The sequence below is a fragment of the Dysosmobacter sp. HCP28S3_G4 genome (assembly GCF_052065175.1).
Classification (GTDB): Bacteria; Bacillota; Clostridia; order Oscillospirales; family Oscillospiraceae; genus Oscillibacter.
Window position 1 is genome coordinate 92,909 of record NZ_JBQHUP010000001.1, and the last position, 19,764, is coordinate 112,672.

The following is a 19,764-nucleotide window of genomic DNA, read 5'->3' on the forward strand; positions in this document are numbered from 1 at the left end:
GTATGGAGGTCATCACATGGCGCTTGATATGAAGTTTTTCGATGATATGGAGGCCCGCATCCCCAAGGGAAAGGTCCGGACCCGGTTCGCCCCTTCTCCCACAGGTTATATGCACGTGGGCAATCTCCGCACCGCGCTGTACACCTGGCTCATCGCCCGGAAGGCCGGCGGCACGTTCATCTTCCGGCTGGAGGACACGGACCAGAGCCGTCAGGTAGAGGGCGCGACGGAGATCATTTACCGCACCATGGCCGAATGCGGCCTGACTCACGACGAGGGTCCCGATGTGGGAGGCCCCGTGGGTCCCTATATCCAGACGGAGCGCCGCGACCTGTACGGCAAGTACGCGGAGCTGCTGGTGGAAAAGGGCGCGGCCTATTACTGCTTCTGCGAAAAGACGGAATCCGAGGAGGACTCCGGCAACTTTGAACGGCCTGACGATCCCTGCCGGGACCTGAGTCCGGAGGAGGTCCGGGCCAATCTGGCGGCGGGCAAGCCCTACGTCATCCGCCAGCGGGTCCCCCACGAGGGCACCACTACCTTCCACGACGTCAGCTTCGGCGACATCACCGTGGAGAATAAGACCCTGGACGACCAGGTCCTGCTGAAGCGGGACGGCCTGCCCACCTACAACTTCGCCAACGTGGTGGACGACCATCTGATGGGCATTACCCACGTGGTCCGGGGCAGCGAGTACCTCAGTTCCGCCCCCAAGTACGATCTGCTGTACAAGGCCTTCGGCTGGGAGATCCCCACCTATGTCCACTGCTCTCCCGTCATGCGGGACCAGCAGCACAAGATGAGCAAGCGCCACGGCGATCCCTCCTACGAGGATCTGCGGTCCATGGGCTATCTGACGGAGGCCATCCTCAACTACGTGGCCCTGCTGGGCTGGGCCCCCAAGGGCGAGCTGGCGGAGCGGGAGTTCTTCACCCTGTCCGAGCTGGTGGACGTCTTCGACATCGCCGGTATCTCCAAGTCCCCCGCTATCTTCGATATGGAGAAGCTGACCTACTTCAACGCCAACTATCTCCGGGCCATGGCCCCCGCCGATTTTTCCAGGGCGGCGGAGCCCTATATCCGGCAGGCGGTAAAGAATCCGGCCTACGACGCGGCGGAGATCGCCGGTCTGCTCCAGGCCCGGTGCGAGAAGCTGACCGACATCCCCGAGAAGCTGGACTTCTTCGACCAGCTGCCGGAGTATGACGTGGAGTACTTCACCAACAAGAAGTCCAAGACCAATCCCGAGGTCTCCCGGAACATGCTGGAGCAGGCCATTCCCGCGCTGGAGGCCATGCCCGCCTGGACCACGGACGCCATCCACGACACCCTCATCAATCTGGCAGCCACTCTGGGCGTGAAGAACGCCACCCTCATGTGGCCCGTGCGCATCGCGGCGGCGGGCAAGCTGGTGACGCCCGGCGGCGCCGTGGAGATCTGCCACATCCTGGGCCGGGAGGAGACCCTGCGCCGCCTGCGGCTGGGTCTGGAGAAGCTGGGCGCGTGATACGGCGCCATTGACCACATTTCATTCATAAAAGGACGGTAGCGACATGAGTAAGGTTTTCATCCCCCAGGGGTATCGGATGCCCCTGTCCAACAACGAGCTCCAGCGTGCCATCGAGCTGATCCACAAGGAGTTCCAGCACAGCCTGACGGTGCGGCTGAACCTCCACCGGGTCTCCGCTCCCCTGTTTGTGGACGGCAATACCGGTCTCAACGATGACCTCAATGGCGTGGAGCGCCCGGTGTCCTTCAACATCCCCGATGTGGGCACGGACGGACAGGTGGTCCACTCCCTGGCCAAGTGGAAGCGTCTGGCTCTGAAGCGGTACGAGTTCCCCGTGGGCACCGGCCTGTATACGGATATGAACGCCATCCGCCGGGATGAGGTGGTGGACAACCTCCACTCCATCTACGTAGACCAGTGGGACTGGGAGAAGAACATCCACCCCGAGGATCGGAACGAAGAGTATCTGAAGGAGACCGTGCGGGACATCGTGGGCGCTATCTGCGACACCGCCGCCGCCCTGCGGAACGCCTTCCCCGTGCTGACCTTTACGCCGGACCGTGAGGTGTACTTCCTCACTACCCAGGAGCTGGAGGACCGCTACCCCGATCTGACGCCCAGTCAGCGGGAGGCGGAGATCTGCCGGGAGCATCCCACGGTGTTTTTGATGCAGATCGGCGGAAACCTGCGTTCCGGCAAGCCCCATGACGGCCGCGCCCCGGACTATGACGACTGGACCCTCAACGGCGACATCCTCATGTGGGACCCGGTGCTGGGCCGCAGCTTCGAGCTGTCTTCCATGGGCATCCGGGTGGACGCCGCCGCCCTGGACCGTCAGCTGATGGAGCGGGGCTGCGATGAGCGCCGGAAGCTGCCCTTCCACCAGATGCTCCTGAACGGCCAGCTGCCCCAGTCCATCGGCGGCGGCATCGGCCAGTCCCGGCTGTGCATGCTGCTCCTGGGCGCCTGCCACATCGGCGAGGTCCAGGTCAGCCTGTGGGACAGCGAGACCATCCGCGTCTGCGAGGAGGCCGGCGTCACGCTGCTGTGACCGGCCACGACTACTGCACAACGACTATACAACGACGAGAGGCACCCCGTCCAGGGTGCCTCTTTCTTGTTCTTTTGCGGGGATCATACGAAAACTGATGAAAACGGTTGAAACCGTTTGATAGCGCGAAGCGCATTGAGTTTTTATGAGACGCCGAATTGTGCCTCTGCACAATTCGCGCGTGCGCAGCACGCGGGATTCTTGATGAAACTTTTTCATCAAGAATCAGTACCCTCAGTAGACAAAGAGCAATACGGTTTTTCAGGACATCTTCGGCGACTGGCGGCGTTATCCTCGTTGCCGGGCGACAGCCCGGCTGCCTCATCTGCCTTGCTAGCCACCAAATCTGCTCCTGAAAAACTCCTCCGGACCTGCCAGTGAGATAAAACCGGCACTGGCAAGGAAGAGGACGAAGGTGGGCTGCCGCCCACCGAGGACAAGGTGAATTGCCCGGAACGGGCAAGAGAGGGCGGCCTGGGCCGCGATGACGCCACCAGCGTTGATTTTAGCCGCTGGCAGGCGTGTCGCCCTTTGTCTACTGAGAGTATCAGAGGATGATGCAGATCAGTCCGCCGCTACCCTCGTTGATGATGCGGGTCAGGGTCTCCTGGAGCTTCTTCCGGGCGTCCTCCGGCATCCGGCGGAGCTTACTCTGGAGGTCGTCGTTCACCAGCTCATGGAAGCTGCGGCCAAAGATGTTGGACTGCCAGATCTTGCTGGTGTCCCCCTCAAACTCCTGGAGCAGATAGTTCACCATGTCCTCGGACTGCTTCTCGTTGCCCACGATGGGGGACACGGCGGTCTCGATATCCGCACGGATCATATGTATGGACGGGGCGCTTGCTTTCAGACGGACGCCGTACCGTCCGCCCTGGCGCACGATCTCCGGCTCCTCCAGCTTCAGCTCGTCGATGCCGGGGATCACGATGCCGTAGCCCGACTCCCTCACATCCTTCAGGGCGCCGGAGACCTTGTCGTACTCCGCCTTCACCCCGGCCAGGGTGGTCAGCAGGCTCATCAGATCCCCGTCGTCTCCCACTGTGAAGCCGGACTGCTCCGACAACGTCTGGTAAAACAGCTCCCGGGGCAGGCGCAGTTCCACCGTCGCCACGCCGGTGCCCAGATCGATGCCCGTCACACTGGCGTCGCTGATGTGCTCGCTGCTGCCCAGCGCCCCCACCACGGAGTCCACCTCCCGAATGTGGCGAAGCTCCGCCGTGCTGTCCCGCACCGCCGTGTACAGGCCGGATTTGATGGGATGGTCTGCCGGCAGGGCGTCCACCCAAGGCGGCAGAAACAGGTCCAGCTCCTGCATGGGGAATTCGTACAGCACCGCTTTCAGAATGTCTGCCACGTCCTGCTCCCCCAGTTCCAGGCAGTTCACCGGCATGCAGTTCACCGTGTACCGGGAGGCGATGTCATTGGCAATGGCCTCCGCCCGCTGGGAGTGGGGATCCGAGGAGTTCAGCAGAACGATGAAGGGCTTTCCCAACTCCTGGAGCTCCCGGATGACCCGTTCTTCTGCCTCCAGATAGTCCTCCCGGGGGATATCCGCCACGGAGCCGTCGGTGGTGATGACGATGCCGATGGTGGAGTGCTCCGTGATGACCTTCCGGGTGCCGATCTCCGCCGCCTCCGTCATGGGGATCTCATGGTCATACCAGGGCGTGGTGACCATGCGGGGGGCGTCATTCTCAAACTGTCCGATGGCCCCCTTCACCATGTAGCCTACGCAGTCGATGAGACGCACGGAAAAAGCCGCACCGCCGGGCAGCTGGATCTGGGCCGCCTCCTCCGGCACAAACTTCGGTTCCGCCGTCATGATGGTCCGGCCGGAGCCGCTCTGGGGCAGCTCATCCCTGGCCCGCTCCTTCCGGTAGACGTTGTCGATGTTTGGGATGACCTGGGTCTCCATGAACCGCTTGATGAAGGTGGATTTTCCCGTCCGCACCGGGCCCACCACCCCGATGTAGATATCCCCCGCCGTCCGGGTGGCGATGTTCTGATAAATATCCGTGTTTGTCATTGTCATAGTCTCAAAACCTCCTGCGCCGGTGGCGCTCAATCAGGTATCAAAACCTCCCTCGCACGGAGGTTTTCCGCCGTCTGCCGCGGCTGTCGGCGTATTTGATGGGGACCCCGTCCTTTTTTGCTTCCCCTGTTCGTATGCTACATGTCTATGAGGCTGGACCGGAAAGTATGACAGGCTGTGCTATCCTCAAAACAGGTATGAAAACAGGGACCGGTTTTCCGGTCCCTGTCCGTTTTGCCCCTATGCCCGCTTCTTCGGGATCAGCAGTAGCTTCCCCCGCTGGATATCCGTCTCCGCCTCCAGACTGTTGGCCGCCAGGATATCCGCCATGGTGGTGTTGTACCGCTTGGCCAGCATCCACAGCGTCTCCTCCTTCCCCAGGCCCCGCAGCACCAGGGACGGCGCCTTGCTCAGATCCTTGGGCGTCTCGGAGGCCACCTTCACCGCGGCCAGACACACCTTCTTCTTCCGGGTGGTGACCTGGGCCTGGAACTCCACCGGGAAGCGCACCTCGATGCCCCGGTCCCCCAGACTGCCCTGCACCTCCTCCGGACAGACGGCCCGGGCCGTGACGCGGCAGTCCTCCGGCAGCTCCAGCTGGCAGGAAACGTCGATACACCGCTCCGCCACCAGGGGAACGCCGCCCTCGTCCAGATACAGCGCCCGCACAGTAGCGCCGGTGCGTAGGATCATGCCGTCCCCCTCCCGTGCGGCGGAGACGCTGCCGCAGGCGACGTACAGGGACAGAATGGAGTCCGCCACCACGCCGATCTCCAGCACCTCCCGCACGGTCTGGCGGCGGCTGAGATTTTCGGAGCAGTCGGTGAGCTGCACCGGCTCTGCCTCGTAGCTGAGATCATAGGCGGTGGAGTACAGGTCGCTGAGCAGCGTCACGGTCTGCTCCTGCCGCAGAATGGCCACGGCATGTAAGTACAGTGTCACGGCGATCTGCCGCCCCTCCTGATCGGCGGCGCTGCTCACCTGGATATCGCTGCCGGTGAATTGCAGCTGCACCGAGACGGAGGCGTTCTCCGCCGCCCCCTCCACCTCCATGATCTGGGAGAAGGGCAGCTCCCCTCCGGCGGAGCGGCACTTTCCCTCCGCCGTCCGGTACAGCAGGCTGACGTTGAAGATGCCCTTCAGGATCAGCTTGCTTCCCACGATCTTCGTCTCCGTCACCGAGGCGGCGGTGCGGCTGGTGAGGATCTCCGCGGCGCCCTCCCGGCCTGGGGACAGATCCAGCTCATCGGAAAAGGTGAAGTCCTTCTCCGCGATCTGGGTCAGCAGCGTGGTGTGTTGATTCTCCTGCCGCTTTTCCAGACACAGCGCCGGCTCCGCCTCCACGTCGGAGCAGAAGCTCAGCGGCGCCTTCCGGTAGCCGGTGAGCCGGGTCACCAGCTTGCAGTGGGTGAAGACCTTCCTGGGATTCAGGATACGGGTCTCCAGAAATTCCGGCTCCGTGACGGCGGTAAGGCAGACGCAGTCCGCCATGGCCTTCCCGTCCGTCTCCGCCGAGAAGGGCATGGCAAATTCCAGGGTGCGGATGCCCCCCTCTCCCTCCGGGGTATAGAGCACCGTCACCCGGACGGTACCGGACACCACGCCCTTGCCGTCCCGCAGCTCCCGGCTGTGGAGGAAGATCTTCCCCTCCGTGTCGATGATGCGGGCAATATCCGGACAGTAGTCCGGCACGATCGTCTCCGCGGTCTCCTCCTGTGTCAGCACCTGCTCCGCCCCAATGTCAAAGGCGTCGAAACAGGATTTTTTCAACTCCAGTTCCATGAAATCAACCATCCTTTCCCGGCCGTCCTGATTCTATAGAGAGAGTATGACAGGCCGGGAGGGATTATGCCTCGGCTCATTTTGCCGCCTTGATATGAAACAGCCGGCGCAGAATGCCGCTGAGGGCTTTGGGGGACTTCCAGACCACGATCTGCATAAAGACGCTCCTTTCAGAATTTGCAGCAGGCACAGCCGCAGGCGATCAAGAGGAACGCCACCAGAAACAGCAGCGCTCCCGTGGGAAAGATGGCCGCGATCAGGATGCCGGCGCCCAGCGCCACCGCGAGAATGCCCAGGATCCTACAGCCGCCTCCGCGCCGTCCCATATCCGTCACGCTCCTTTCTTCTAAACCAGTATATACAGAGTGGCGTTGTCCGGGTACAAAAAAAATCAGCGGCCCTTTCAGGCCGCTGATTCGGAAACCTCTTATCGTTTTTTCTGCCACTCCTGCAGGGGCTTCAGCTCCTCGTACAGCCGCAGATAGCTGTCGTGGCGGCTTTTGGGGATCTTCCCCGCCCGCACCGCCTCCAGAACGGCGCAGCCCTTCTCCTTGGTATGGCTGCACCCCACGAAGCGGCAGTCGTCCAGATAGGGGCGGAACTCCAGAAACGTCTCCGGCAGGCGGCGCTTCAGCTCCAGATTCAGCTCCTCCGTCTCAAAGGAGGAAAAGCCCGGCGAGTCCACGATCTCCGCCCCGCCCTCCAGACGGAACAGCTCCACATGGCGGGTGGTGTGGCGCCCGCGGCCCAAGGCCTGGCTCACCTCCCCCACCTTCAGCTGGAAGGCGGGGTACAGGGCATTCAAAATGCTGGATTTCCCAACGCCGGAGTTGCCTGTAAAGGCGGACAGCTTGCCGTTGATCAGGGGCCGCAGCGCGTCGATGCCCTCCCCTGTCTCGGCGCTGACCCGGAGAGTGGGGAAACCGGCGGCGGTATAGATCTCATACAATTCTTCCGCCGGGTCCAGGTCGCACTTGTTCAGCAGGACGATGACGTCGCAGCCCTTCAGGGCGGCGATAGACGCCACCCGGTCGATGAGGTACGGCTCCGTCCTTGGAATGGCGCCGGAGGCGATGATCACCAGCTGGTCGATGTTGGCCACCGCCGGCCGCTCAAAGGCGTTTTTCCGGGGCAGGATGGCCTCCACGAAGCCCTCGCCGTTCCCCAGCTCCCGGACCTCCACCTGATCGCCCACCAGTGGGGATTCCCCGGTCTTCCGGAACTTGCCTCTGGCCCGGCAGGTCAGGACACCGGCCTCGCCGGCGTCCACGTAGTAAAAGCCGCTGAGGGCCTTCTTGATCCGTCCCTGTATCATGAGAACGGTGCCTCAATGCTGGCGTGCAGCTCGCCGTCCCAGTAATAGGAAACGGTGCCGGTGCCGCTGCCCTTCAGGTCCATGGGATAGGAGCCTTGGGAGCACTCCACAGTGTCCTCAAAGACCACTTCCCCGTTGAGTTCCACCCGCAGGAGCACGGTCTCCCGGTCCATGGGCAGCTCAAAGTCGAAGTGCAGCTCCCGCTCGCCGCCGTCCGGGGTGGGACCGGAGCTGATGACGAAGGATATCTCCGTGTTCACCGCAACCTCCGTCTCCGCCTCCAGGGACTGACGCAGGATGGTGCCCGCGGGCTGGTCGCTCTCCTCGGTGGTAGCGCCGCCGAAGGCCAGGTTCCAGGAGCTCTCCAGATAGGGACGGACAGCGTTGATGTCCTGTCCCACGAAGCTGATGACCTTGGTGAACTCCCGGCCGGAGCTGACATACAGAATGACGGTGTCGCCCTTCTTCAGCGTCTCACCGGCCTCGGGCTCCGTGCGGATGACGTTGCCGGAATTGATAGTGTCCGAAGGTTCATCCACTGTCCGGATATCCAGATCATACCGGGCCTTCAGATCTTTCAGCATCACCTTCTCCGCGTTCCGGGCCTCCTCGTTCACCAGATTCGGCATGACGCCAGTGTCCTCTCCGGTGCTGACGGTGACGTAGATCACCAGATCGCCCTTCACCTGGGCATTGGGGGACGGCGACTGGTCCATGATCTGGTCCACTTTGTATTTGTCGCTGGGGGCGGTACCGGACTGCTGGATCTCAAAGATGCCCTTGACGCCCTCCAGCTCCCGAGCCTGCTCGATGGTATACCCCAGGACCTGGGGGACGGTATAGGTGTCGTTGGGCTGCTGGCCGAAGGAACTGAAGATGTTCCGGAACAGCACCAGGGCCACCAGCAGCGCCAGGACCACCACGATGCCTACCAGGATGCCGGTGTGGCTCTTGCGGGGAGCCGGTTCCTCCCAGCGACGCTCCTTCGGCTCCTCATACCGGTCCTGCCGCTCCGGGCGGTAGCCGCCGGAGGCGGAGGACAGATGGGCCGTCTTCAGCAGACGGGTGGGCTCGTCGGGCTCCTCCGGCCGCAGGTCGTTCATGCTGAACTCCAGATCCACGCCGGGGTTCTTCCGGAAGGCCTCCAGATCCGCGATCATCTCGTCGGCAGAGCCGTACCGCCGGTTCAGATCCGGGGCCATGGCCTTCATGCAGATCAGCTCCATCTGCTCCGGAATGTCCTTGTTGATCTCCCTGGGGGCCAGGGGGATGGAGCTGAGATGCTGGATGGCCACGGAGACGGCGGAGTCCCCCTCAAAGGGCAGGCGGCTGGTGAGCATCTCATACAACACCACACCGGCGGAGTAGATGTCGGACCGGGCGTCCGTCCGGTCGCCCCGGGCCTGCTCGGGAGAGATATAGTGGACGGAACCCAGGGCCTCCTGGGTCAGGGTCTGGGCGGAATTCTCCAGGCAGGCGATGCCGAAGTCGGCCACCTTCACGCTGCCGTCCCGCAGGACCATGATATTCTGGGGCTTGATGTCCCGGTGGACGATGCCCCGGCTGTGGGCGTGGGACAGGGCCCGCATGATCTGGGTGATGAAATGGAGGGCCTCCCGCCAGCTGAGCTGGCCCCGTTTCTCCATGTACTGCTTCAGAGTGATGCCGTCGATGAGCTCCATGACGATATACTCCGTGTCGCCGCCCTTTGAGACATCGTAGATGGACACGATGTTGGGGTGGGACAGCTGCGCGACGGCCTGGGACTCGGCATTGAACCGGCGGCGGAAATCCTCGTCCTGGGCCAGATCGCTCTTCAGGATCTTCACGGCCACCAGACGGTTCAGATAGTGGCACTTGGCCTTGTAGACCACGGCCATGCCTCCGGTGCCGATCCGCTCCAGGATCTCGTAGCGGTCGTCCAGCATTTTTCCAATGTACTGATCCATGTCGTTCCCCCCCTTATTCCTGGCGCATCAGCACGGCGGTCACATTGTCCGGCGCGCCGCGGCTCTTGGAGATGTCCATCAGCCGCTGGAGGCAGGTGTCCATGCTGTCACCGTGGAGGACCTCAAAGAGCATCTCCTGGTCCGTCACCGTGTCCACCAGACCGTCGGTGCACAGCAGGATGGCCTCTCCCGGCAGCAGCGGGGTTATGTACCCGTCGCAGATGGGGTTGGCGTCCGGACCCAGGGCCCGGGTGATGAGATTCCGGTTGGGATGGCGGCGGGCCTCCTCCTCAGTGATGTCTCCCCGGTCCACCATGCTCTCCACCAGGGAGTGATCCTTGGTGATGCGGGTGATGCCGTCGGCCGTGATGCGGTAGGCGCGGCTGTCGCCCACGTTGCTGACCACCACCACATGATCGCCGCAGGACACGGCGGCCACCAGCGTGGTGCCCATATTTTTGCAGCTCTCGCTGCGGGCCGCCTCCTCCCGGATGGCCCTGTTGGCCAGGGACACCGCGTAGGACGACGCCTCCCGCAGCTGCTCCGGCGTCATCTCCGGCGTCAGGATGGCTTTCAGCTCCCGCAGATAGGTACCTACCGCGATGGTGCTGGCCAGCTTTCCGCCGGCGGCGCCGCCCATGCCGTCGCAGACGACGCAGACGGTCTTGCCGCACTCCGTCCGCTCCTCGATTCCATAAGCGTCCTGATTGTCCTTCCGGACCAGGCCGATGTCAGTTATTCCCCAGACTTTCACAGGGCATCACTCCTTCCATAGGCGCAGGAAAAAGCTATGCTTTTCCTGCAAAGGACCTTTCCAAATCCCGTTCAATGATCGCTTTGCGGCTGCTCCTCCAGCATGGCCTTCCGCCGCAGCTGGCCGCAGGAGGCGTCGATATCGCCGCCCAGGCTCCGACGGACCGTGGCGGTGAGGCCGTGGGACTCCAGCCGCTTTTGAAACGCCGCGATGCGCTTCGACGGCTTGAAGGGGCTCTCCACCACGTCGTTCAGGGGGATCAGGTTCACATGGCCCGGCATCCCCCGCAGCTTTTTGGCAATCAGGTCCGCCTGCCAGTCATTGTCGTTGACGCCGTCAATCACGGCGTACTCAAAGGAGATGCGGCGGCCCGTCTTCTCGAAATAGCGGTGGCAGGCGTCGAACAGCCTGTCCACGTCGTAGGCCCGGTTCACGGGCATGATCTTCGAACGGGTCTCGCTGTCCGGCGCGTGGAGGGACACGGACAGCGTCAGCTGCAATCCCAGCTCCGCCAGCCGGTCGATGCCGGGGATGACGCCGCAGGTGGACAGGGAGATGTGCCGCATCCCGATGTTCAGCCCGTCGGGGTGGTTCACCAGCTCCAGGAACCGCAGCACCGTGTCCAGATTGTCCATGGGCTCTCCGATGCCCATGAGGACGATGTTGGAGATCTCCAGCCCGGAGTCCTTTTGGGTGAAGATCACCTGGTCCAGCATCTCCGAGGGCGTCAGGTCCCGGACCCGTCCGGCGATGGTGGAGGCGCAGAAGGCGCAGCCCATCCGGCAGCCCACCTGGGAGGAGATGCACACCGTGTTGCCGTGGTGATACTGCATCAGCACGGACTCCACGCAGTTGCCGTCCGCCAGCTCCCAGAGGTATTTGATGGTGCCGTCCAGCTTCGAGACCTGCTTCCGGGCCACCTTCGGCACCGTCAGCGGATACGCCCCGGACAGCTTTTCCCGCAGGGCTTTAGAGAGGTTCGTCATCTCGTCATAGGAGGACACGCCCCGGTGGAGCCAGGTGAAGACCTGCTTTCCCCGGAAGGCCGGCTCGCCCAGTTCCTTCAGGGCGGCGGTCAGCTCCTCCAATGTCATGGATTTTAAATCAGTCATATCGTTCTATCACTCATTCCGCCGCATCCGGCAGATATAAAAGCCATCCACATCATGGCGTTGGGGCCAGAAGGTGATCTGTCCCTCCGTCTCCCCCACCGGCTGCGGCAGGGTAAACGGCTCCCGGGCAAAGCCGGGATGCTCCGCCAGGAAGACGTCCGTCACCTGTTCGTTCTCCTCCGGCAGGATGGTGCAGGTGGAATAGACCAGCGTCCCGCCGGGCCGGACATACCGGGCGGCGTTGTCCAGAATGGCCGTCTGGATCACCGGGAGCGTCAGCAGCTCGTCCGGCTTTTTGTACCGGATCTCCGGCTTCTTCCGGATGATGCCCAGGCCCGAACAGGGGGCATCCACCAGCACCAGGTCAAAGGCGCTCTCCCACTCCGGACGGAACTGCCGTCCGTCCGCGGCGGCGGTGTCCACGGAGGCCAGGCCCAGCCGGGCTGCGCCCTCCCGGACCCGCTTCAACTTGTTTTCATGGAGGTCGCAGGCCAGGACGGAGCCGTTGTCCCCCATGGCCATGGCGGCAGAAAAGGACTTCCCGCCGGGGGCGGCGCAGACGTCCAGCACCCGGTCGCCGGCCTTCGGCCCGGCGGCCAGCGTTACCAGATGGGCGGCGCCGTCCTGTACCAGGAATTTTCCCTCCCGGAAGGATGCCAGCGCCGTCAGATCCCCTGTGCCGGACAGCTCCAGACAGCCGGGGACCCAGGGGTGGCGGGAGACGGCGACGCCTGCGCTCTCCAGCTCCGCCGTCAGGTCCTCCGCCGTGGTCTTTAGGGGATTCACCTGGACCGTCATGGGCGCCGGGGCATTGTCGGCCTTCAGGAACCGCTCCGCCTCCTCCGCGCCCAGCAGAGCGACCAGCCGCTTCACCAACCAGCGGGGATGGGAGTATGTCAAGGATAAATACTGCACAGGATTTCTGCTGTCCGGTTTTGGCAGATTTTCCTTGTTCTGCACGATCTTCCGCAGGACGGCGTTCACCAGTCCCGACGCCTGCGCCCGGCCGGACAGCTTCGTCAGCTTCACGGACTCGTTGACGGCGGCGCTATCGGGAATTTTATCCAGAAACACGATCTGGTAAACGCCCAGCCGCAGAATGTCCAGCAGGGGCACCTGCAGATGGTCCGGCTTCTGGGAGCAGTAGACGGCGATCCAGAAGTCCAGCAGCATCCGGTTCTGCTGGACGCCGTACACCAGCTGGGTGGCCAAGGCCGCATCCTGAGGGGACAGACTGTCCCGACGGAGCTGGGCCTTCAGCGCCGCGTCGGCCCATGCGCCGCTGCGATCCATGGCCCGCAGGACGCTGAGGGCCGTGGAACGGGCATTACCGGCGGCCGTCATCTGCCGCCTCCGTTCCGGCGGTTTCCGCCCCGGCCCAGGAAAATCAGTACGAACCGCAGCAGCTGCAGGGCGGACATCAGCAGCGCCGCCACGTAGGTCAGCGCCGCCGCCGACAGCACCTTCCGGGCGCCGCCGATCTCATCGTCGTCCAGCAACTGGCAGCCCTCGATGGTCTCCAACGCCCGGTGAGAGGCGTTGAACTCCACCGGCAGCGTCACCAGCTGAAACAGGGTGGTCAGGGAGAACAGCAGAATGCCGATAAAGAACAGGGTCTGGCTGTACAGCAGCGTTCCCACGATGAACAGCAGGAACGACAGCTTGGAGCCGATCTGCGTGGCGGGAACGATTGCGCTGCGGATGCGCACCGGCGCGTAGTTCTTCGCGTACTGGACGGCGTGGCCCGCCTCATGGCAAGCGACGCCCACCGCCGCGATGGTAGGGGCATTGTACACGCTCTCCGACAGATAGATGGTGTTGTCCCTGGGGTCGTAGTGGTCCGTCAGCTCACCCCGGCAGGGCCGGATGCCCACATCGTAGACGCCGTGGGCCCGCAGCACCGCCTCCGCCGCCTGAGCGCCGGTGAGACGCCGCCGGTTGTTGACGGCACTATACCGCCGGAAATTGCCGGACACCCGCATCTGTGCCCAGAGGGACAGCAGCAGAATGGGGATCAGCAGCAGACAGTAGATGTTGTTGGCCAGAAAATCGCCGTATCCGCCGTATCCGTAACCATAACCATAATAGTAAGGCATAGGTCTCCTCGATTCAGAAAAAATCTCATTTGCGGATGGGATGGCCCAGCAGATAGGCCCCGGCGGCCATCCGCTTTCCGCCCTGGGCCTGAAGCTCCGTCACACGGAGGAGCTTCCCGTCGCCGCAGGCGATGTCGATGCCCTGCTTTCCCGCCGCCACGATGGCGCCGGGAGCGGCGGAGGTGGTCTCCTCCGTCTCCTTCACGGCGTACAGCTTCATGGGCTCGCCGTTGATGACGTCGGTGGACGCGCAGGGCCAGGGCAGCAGGCCCCGCACCTGGCAGCTGACGGCGTGGGCAGGCCGGGTCCAGTCCACCGGCGAAAGCTCCCGGGACAGCATGGCCGCGTAGGTGGCCTTCGTCCCGTCCTGGGGCGTGGCCACGGCGGTGCCGTCCGCCAGGGTGGGAATGGTCTCCGACAGCGCCTGGGAGCCCAGGGCCGCCAGACGGTCCCACAGCTCCGGGGCGGTCTCCTCCGGCCCGATGGGGGTCTTCGCCACCCGCAGCACGTCACCGGCGTCCAACTCCTTCACCAGGTACATGATGGACACGCCAGTCTCCGTCTCTCCGTCCAGAATGGCCCGGTTGATGGGGGCCGCGCCCCGGTACTTGGGCAGCAGCGAGGCGTGGACGTTGACGGAGCCGTAGGTGGGGATCTTCAGCAGATCCTCCGGCAGGATGCGGCCGTAGGCCACCACCACGATCAGCTCCGGCGCCAACTGCCGCACGGTCTCCAGAGCCGTGCCGTCCTTCAGGGTGACGGGCTGATACACCGGGAGGTCATGGGCCAGGGCGCACTCCTTCACCGGGGAGAAGGTGACTTTGTTCCGGTTGCGGGGCTTATCCGGCTGGGTGAACACGCCGCAGATCTCATGTCCGTCGGCGATAAGACGCTCCAGGGACACCGCCGCAAAGTCCGGGGTGCCCATAAACAGGATCCTCATTCGTCCTCTCCGCCCTCCATATACGTCTCCAGCTCCTCGTCGGTGAGGAAGTGGTCCACATGCTCCACGAACAGATGTCCGTCCAGATGCTCGATCTCGTGGCAGAAGGCGCGGGCCGTCAGGCCCTCCCGCTCCACCTCGAACCAGTTGCCGTCCCGGTCCTGGGCACGGACCTTCACCACGTTGGGCCGGGTGACGATGCCCCACTTGCCGGGGACGCTGAGGCAGCCCTCCACGCCGGTCTGCTCGCCGCTCTCGCCGACGATCTCCGGGTTGATGAGCTCCATGAAGGAGTCATCCCGCTCGTCCAGCACGATGCAGATGCGGCGCAGCACGCCCACCTGGGGCGCGGCCAGGCCGGCGCCGGCGGCGTCCGTCAGGGTCTCCTGCATATCGTCCAGCAGCGCGTGGAGACGGTCGTTGAACTCCGTCACCGGACGGCACTTCTTATTCAGGCACTCGTCGCCTACTTTTACGATCTTTCTCAAAGCCATGTTTGACTCCTCCTCATATCATTCCATCGCATTGCAGTCTGCGAAAACGCTGAGTCCGCGGTGTTCCCGGCGGGACGCGAAAGCCTTCAGCAGCCAGGCCGTCCGTTCCCGGGTGGCCCTGTCGTTCCGGCCCACCAGCGTGACCCGGTAGCGGTAACGGTTATTGACCTTCACCACCGGCGCCGGGGTGGGACCAAGCACCTCCGGCTGGCTCTCCGCCATCTCCGGCGACGACGCCAGTCGATGCAGCTCCTCCCGAAGCCAAACGGCGCTCCGCAGCACCGCGCCCTCGTCGGTGCCGGAGACAGTAAAGGTGAATAAGTCCGCAAAGGGCGGATACCGGCGGATCCGCCGCAGACGGATCTCGCTGTCGTAAAACCGGTCGTAATCCTGGTCCGCGGCGGCCCGGATGACGTCGTTGCCCGGCGTATAGGTCTGGATCACGGCCCGGCCCGTTTTGGAGCCGCGGCCCGCCCGGCCCACCACCTGGGTCAGCAGACTGAAGGTCCGCTCCGCGGCCCGGTAGTTGTCCACGTACAGGGACAGATCGGCGGACAGAACGCCCACCAGCGTCACATTCTCAAAGTCCAGGCCCTTGGCCACCATCTGGGTCCCCAGCAGAATGGGGATCTTCTCCTCTGCGAACCTGCGCAGCAGCTTTTCGTGCCCGCCTCCGGCGGTGTCGGCGTCCATCCGCAGGACTCCGGCGTCCGGAAACAGGGTGTGCAGCTCCTCCTCTACCTTCTGGGTTCCGGTTCCGACATGCTTCATCCGGCCGCCGCAGTCGGGACAGATGTCATAGGCCCGCTCCGAGTGGCCACAGTAGTGGCACATCAGCCGCCCGTTGGCGGAGTGATAGGTCAAGGGCACGCTGCACCGGGGACACTCCGGCACCCTTCCGCACTCGCCGCACAGCAGCATCCGGCTGTTTCCCCGGCGGTTCAGAAACAGGATGCTCTGCTCTCCCACCGCCAGATTCCGCTCCAGCTCCTGCCGCAGGATCTCGCTGACGGCTCCGGCGTTGCCGTTCCGGATCTCCCGTCGCATGTCGGCGATGGTGACCTGGGGCAGGGCCTTTTCATTGTAGCGCCGCCGGAGCAGTTCCTGGTGATAAATGCCCTCCCGGGCGGCCCAGGCGCTCTCCACGGCGGGAGTGGCGGAGCCCAGCAGCAGCACGGCGCCGCTCTGGGCGCAGCGGAATTTCGCCACGTCCCGGGCGTGATACCGGGGCGGATTTTCCGACTGGTAGCTGCTCTCCTGCTCCTCGTCCATGATAATGATGCCCAGATCCTTCAGCGGGGCAAACACGGCGGACCGGGTGCCCAGCACCACGTCCACCTCTCCCCTGCGGATGCGCTTCCACTGGTCGTACCGCTCCGACAGGCACAGTCCGCTGTGGAGCATCACCACCCGGGCGCCGAAATAGGAGGTGAACTTCCGCATCATCTGGGGCGTCAGCACGATCTCCGGCACCAGGACGATGGCCCGCCGTCCCTGGCACAGCACCTCCTGCACCAGACGGATGTAGACCTCCGTCTTGCCGGAGCCGGTGACGCCCTGGAGCAGCACCGCCGCCGCTCTTTTCTCCTCCGTCAGCGTCCTGACGCGACGGAACGCCGCCTCCTGCTCCGGATTCAGCACGATGGGCGACCCCACCGGCACGGTCTTCGGCTCCGGGACCCGCAACTCCTCCTCCTGGGAGAGCGTCACGAAGCCCGCTTTTTCCAGCGACTTCAATGTCCGGAGGGTGGCGCCGGTGAAATAGCACAGATCTCTGACAGCTACCCGGCCCGTGGAGGCCAGCAGCCGCAGAACTTCGCTGCGGACAGGGGCGGACCGCTTCTTTCGCTCCGCCTCGTCCAGGGCGTCCTCGGCGTCCACCGTCAGCTCCGCCATCCGGCGGAGCTTGTCGTTGATCTTCCGGCTGGTCTCCGTCTCCAGGACCAGCACTTTTTTCCTGCACAATGCCCGTAGGGTCTCGCCGATGCCGTCACCGCAGGCGGCCTTCAGCGTCTTCAGCTCCGCGCTGCCGCCGCTGGCAAGCAGGACATCCAGAACGCCGGGGGCGCCTCTGACGTTTCCCGCCAGCTCCTCCGCCTGCGCCCGGTCCAGCCCCTCCGCCAGACGCCAGACCTCCCGGACCTGATACCACAGTCCCGCCGGCAGGATGGTCCGCGCCGCCTCGTACATGGTGCAGAAATACCGCTGGCGCAGGAACAGCGCCAGGGCGATGCCCTCGCCGTCCAGCACCGGCTCGCTGTCCAGCGCGGCGGCAATGGCCTTCACTCCTGGAGTCTTCTCCCCATCCTCCCGTGTCAGAACGATTCCCTCCGAGCCGCGATTGCCGCGTCCGAAGGGAACGGTGACCCGGACACCGGGCCGCACTGTCTCCAGCAGCGGCTCCGGGATGAGGTAATCATAGGGCTTGTCGATAGAATAGGGGGCGGCGGCTACCGCCACCTTGGCGATCACGGCGCGTTCCATGCAAGGCTCCCCCTTTGTTCAGGCAGTCTTCCGGGAAACGGTCACACGTTGCCCCGGTCCTCCTCAATGGTCAGATCCATGCCGGTGGCGTCGATCTTTCCCAGCGCCACCTCGTCGATGGCCAGGGTGACGGGCTTCTCATCCAGATGCTCGCCGATCTCCTCGGCCTCGTCGGCAATCTGGCGGGCCCGGCGGGCCACCACATCCACCAGCATATAGCGGTTGGGGATGCGGGCGTTGAGCTTGCTCATGGCGGGATAGATCATACCCTTTTTCTCATTCGGAATGCTGGACATATAAGAACCTCCTTGCGCATTTCGCGCTGATGAAAAAATGACTGGGACCGGCGCAAGGAGGTTCTTCGCCATCGGCCGCGGTTGCCGCGCAGCGGCGAGCGGCCGGGCATTTCCCGTTTCCGTGTGCCTACACACGGAAACCTCCTTGCGCGTATTGCGCTGATGAAAAATTACGGATTACCGTTGATGATGTCGATGCGCTCGGCGGGCTTGCAGTGCTCCGCCGTCATGATAGCATCCAGCTCCGCCACAGCCTCCTCCACCGTGTCGTTGATGACAAAGTAGTCGTAGGTGTGGGCCGTCTGGAACTCCACTTTGGCCCGGAGCAGCCGCTTCTGGACCTTCTCCGGACTGTCGGTGCCCCGCTCCGTGAGCCGCCGCTCCAGTTCCTCCCAGGAGGGCGGAGCGATGAAGATGCGGACCGCCTCTGGTCGCTTGCTGCACACCTGGATGGCGCCCTGGACCTCGATGTCCAGAATGACGTCCTTCCCCTGCTCCATGGCCTCATCCACATACTTCTTGGGGGTGCCGTAGAAATTGCCCACGTACTCCGCGTACTCCAGGAATTCGTCCGCGGCGATCCGCTGGCGGAAGCTGTTGGCGTCCATAAAGTGATAGTGGACACCGTCCTCCTCGCCGGGACGGGGAGAGCGGGTGGTGGCGGAGACGGAGAAGTAGACGTCGCTCCGTTTTTCCAGCAGGGCCTTCAGCACCGTGCTCTTTCCCACTCCGGACGGACCGGAGATGATAAAGGTCTTTCCTTTTCGCATATCGTTCAGTGTTCCTCCTCTGTGCCGTCTGTCTGAAACCGGGCCGCCAGCTTTTCCGGCGTTAGGGCCGACAGAACGACGTGGTCGCTGTCCATAATGAGGATGGCCGCGGTCTTGCGGCCATAGGTGGCGTCGATGAGCATGCCCCGCTCCCGGGACTCCTGCACCAGCCGCTTGATGGGCGCGGAATCCGGGCTGACCACCGCCAACAGGCGCTCCTCCGACACCAGATTGCCGAATCCGATGTTGATGAGCTTCATGGCGTCACTCGACGTTCTGGACCTGCTCGCGGATCTTCTCGACCTCCGCTTTCAGGTTCACCACCACCTGGGCAATGGCTACGTCGCAGCACTTGGAGCCGATGGTGTTGGACTCCCGGTTGACCTCCTGGATCAGGAAGTCCATCTTCCGGCCCATGGGCTGGTCGGACTCCAGCATCCCACGGAGCTGGGCCACATGGCTGCGCAGGCGCACCGTCTCCTCGTCCACGGCCACCTTGTCGGCGAAAATGGCGGCCTCCGTCAGGATGCGCTGCTCGTCGATGGTGGTGGACTGGAGGACCTCCTCCATCCGGGCGGTGAGCTTTTTGCGGTACTCCGCCACAGTCTCCGGAGAGCGCTTCTCCACCTCGCCCGTTAGGGTCTCGATGGTGGTGAGACGGCCGCCGATGTCCTGGGCCAGCTTTTCGCCCTCCACGGCTCTCATCTGATTATACGCCGCCAGCGCCTCATCCAATACCCGGCACAGATCGGCGCTGACGGTCTCCAGATCCTCGTCCTCCTTGGTGACGGTGAGGACGTCCGGGAACCGGGACAGCGTCTCCGGCGTCGCCTGATAGTCCGCGGTGCCGCAGACCTCTGACAGCTCCTTCAGCGCGGCGGCGTAGCTGGCGGCCAGTTCCCGGTTCACATTCACCTTGGCCACGTCGGCGGCGGAGGCGTCGACGGTGATGAACACGTCCACCTTTCCCCGGGACACGGCCTTCTGCACACAGGACTTGACGCTGTCCTCCGCGAAGGAATACATCCGGGGCATCTTCACCGAGCAGTCCAGATACCGGTTGTTGACGGACCGGACTTCCACCGTGATATCCCGCTTGTTCAGCGTCTCCCTCGCCCGGCCATAGCCGGTCATACTTTTAATCAATCTTTTCTCCTCCCTCGAATCGGACCAGCG

At 63.8% G+C, this 19,764-nt stretch carries 18 protein-coding genes; 2 read left to right on the forward strand and 16 right to left on the reverse strand.

The features are described 5' to 3' along the window. Window positions 1–16 precede the first annotated feature (16 nt). Window positions 17–1,507, forward strand: coding sequence for a glutamate--tRNA ligase (gene gltX, locus ACTNBU_RS00480; protein WP_441029610.1), 1,491 nt, complete (start codon window positions 17–19; stop codon window positions 1,505–1,507). Window positions 1,508–1,553: 46 nt separating this feature from the next. Then, the gene (gene asnA, locus ACTNBU_RS00485) at window positions 1,554–2,561 is read left to right on the forward strand and encodes an aspartate--ammonia ligase (RefSeq protein WP_441029613.1); all 1,008 of its coding nucleotides are present in this window, start codon (window positions 1,554–1,556) and stop codon (window positions 2,559–2,561) included. A 547-nt stretch (window positions 2,562–3,108) separates the two neighbouring features. On the opposite strand, the gene spoIVA is transcribed toward asnA, so the two are convergent. The 16 genes from spoIVA to ACTNBU_RS00565 form a co-directional block, all read right to left on the reverse strand. Continuing rightward, window positions 3,109–4,587, reverse strand: a complete 1,479-nt coding sequence (gene spoIVA, locus ACTNBU_RS00490) for a stage IV sporulation protein A (protein WP_441029785.1) — start codon at window positions 4,585–4,587, stop codon at window positions 3,109–3,111. 246 nt (window positions 4,588–4,833) lie between these two features. Beyond that, window positions 4,834–6,375 carry a DUF3794 and LysM peptidoglycan-binding domain-containing protein gene (locus tag ACTNBU_RS00495; protein ID WP_441029616.1) on the reverse strand — a complete coding sequence of 514 codons (1,542 nt, stop codon included), beginning with the start codon at window positions 6,373–6,375 and terminating at the stop codon, window positions 4,834–4,836. Window positions 6,376–6,545: 170 nt separating this feature from the next. Beyond that, a complete protein-coding gene (locus ACTNBU_RS00500) occupies window positions 6,546–6,701 on the reverse strand; it encodes a hypothetical protein (protein WP_441029618.1) in 156 nt (51 codons plus the stop codon). Between the two features lie 101 nt (window positions 6,702–6,802). Beyond that, on the reverse strand, window positions 6,803–7,690 hold the full coding sequence (rsgA, locus tag ACTNBU_RS00505) for a ribosome small subunit-dependent GTPase A (protein ID WP_441029621.1): 888 nt from the start codon (window positions 7,688–7,690) through the stop codon (window positions 6,803–6,805). After that, on the reverse strand, window positions 7,687–9,639 hold the full coding sequence (gene pknB / locus ACTNBU_RS00510) for a Stk1 family PASTA domain-containing Ser/Thr kinase (RefSeq protein WP_441029624.1): 1,953 nt from the start codon (window positions 9,637–9,639) through the stop codon (window positions 7,687–7,689). Before pknB ends, rsgA begins: the two co-directional genes overlap by 4 nt. A 13-nt stretch (window positions 9,640–9,652) precedes the next feature. Next, on the reverse strand, window positions 9,653–10,393 hold the full coding sequence (locus tag ACTNBU_RS00515; protein ID WP_441029627.1) for a Stp1/IreP family PP2C-type Ser/Thr phosphatase: 741 nt from the start codon (window positions 10,391–10,393) through the stop codon (window positions 9,653–9,655). A gap of 71 nt (window positions 10,394–10,464) precedes the next feature. Further along, entirely contained in the window at window positions 10,465–11,505 is a 1,041-nt protein-coding gene (gene rlmN / locus ACTNBU_RS00520; protein ID WP_441029630.1) for a 23S rRNA (adenine(2503)-C(2))-methyltransferase RlmN, read from the reverse strand. A 9-nt stretch (window positions 11,506–11,514) separates the two neighbouring features. After that, window positions 11,515–12,849, reverse strand: a complete 1,335-nt coding sequence (gene rsmB / locus ACTNBU_RS00525) for a 16S rRNA (cytosine(967)-C(5))-methyltransferase RsmB (RefSeq protein ID WP_441029633.1) — start codon at window positions 12,847–12,849, stop codon at window positions 11,515–11,517. Beyond that, a complete protein-coding gene (locus ACTNBU_RS00530) occupies window positions 12,846–13,601 on the reverse strand; it encodes a zinc metallopeptidase (RefSeq protein ID WP_441029636.1) in 756 nt (251 codons plus the stop codon). The genes rsmB and ACTNBU_RS00530 overlap by 4 nt, the downstream gene beginning before the upstream one ends. 25 nt (window positions 13,602–13,626) lie before the next feature. Continuing rightward, window positions 13,627–14,544 (reverse strand): methionyl-tRNA formyltransferase, encoded by a 918-nt coding sequence (fmt, locus tag ACTNBU_RS00535; protein WP_441029639.1) that lies wholly within the window; start codon window positions 14,542–14,544, stop codon window positions 13,627–13,629. After that, window positions 14,541–15,038, reverse strand: coding sequence for a peptide deformylase (gene def, locus ACTNBU_RS00540; RefSeq protein WP_441029642.1), 498 nt, complete (start codon window positions 15,036–15,038; stop codon window positions 14,541–14,543). Before def ends, fmt begins: the two co-directional genes overlap by 4 nt. Before the next feature lie 18 nt (window positions 15,039–15,056). After that, window positions 15,057–17,522: a replication restart helicase PriA gene (priA, locus tag ACTNBU_RS00545; RefSeq protein WP_441029644.1), complete on the reverse strand. Its 2,466-nt coding sequence runs from the start codon at window positions 17,520–17,522 to the stop codon at window positions 15,057–15,059. A gap of 41 nt (window positions 17,523–17,563) precedes the next feature. Beyond that, complete coding sequence (gene rpoZ / locus ACTNBU_RS00550) at window positions 17,564–17,818, reverse strand: DNA-directed RNA polymerase subunit omega (protein ID WP_441029647.1); 255 nt, start codon at window positions 17,816–17,818, stop codon at window positions 17,564–17,566. 170 nt (window positions 17,819–17,988) lie between these two features. Further along, on the reverse strand, window positions 17,989–18,588 hold the full coding sequence (gene gmk / locus ACTNBU_RS00555) for a guanylate kinase (protein WP_441029650.1): 600 nt from the start codon (window positions 18,586–18,588) through the stop codon (window positions 17,989–17,991). 5 nt (window positions 18,589–18,593) lie between these two features. Next, the gene (locus ACTNBU_RS00560) at window positions 18,594–18,848 is read right to left on the reverse strand and encodes a DUF370 domain-containing protein (RefSeq protein ID WP_441029653.1); all 255 of its coding nucleotides are present in this window, start codon (window positions 18,846–18,848) and stop codon (window positions 18,594–18,596) included. A gap of 4 nt (window positions 18,849–18,852) precedes the next feature. Next, entirely contained in the window at window positions 18,853–19,734 is an 882-nt protein-coding gene (locus ACTNBU_RS00565; protein ID WP_441029656.1) for a YicC/YloC family endoribonuclease, read from the reverse strand. Window positions 19,735–19,764 lie beyond the last annotated feature (30 nt).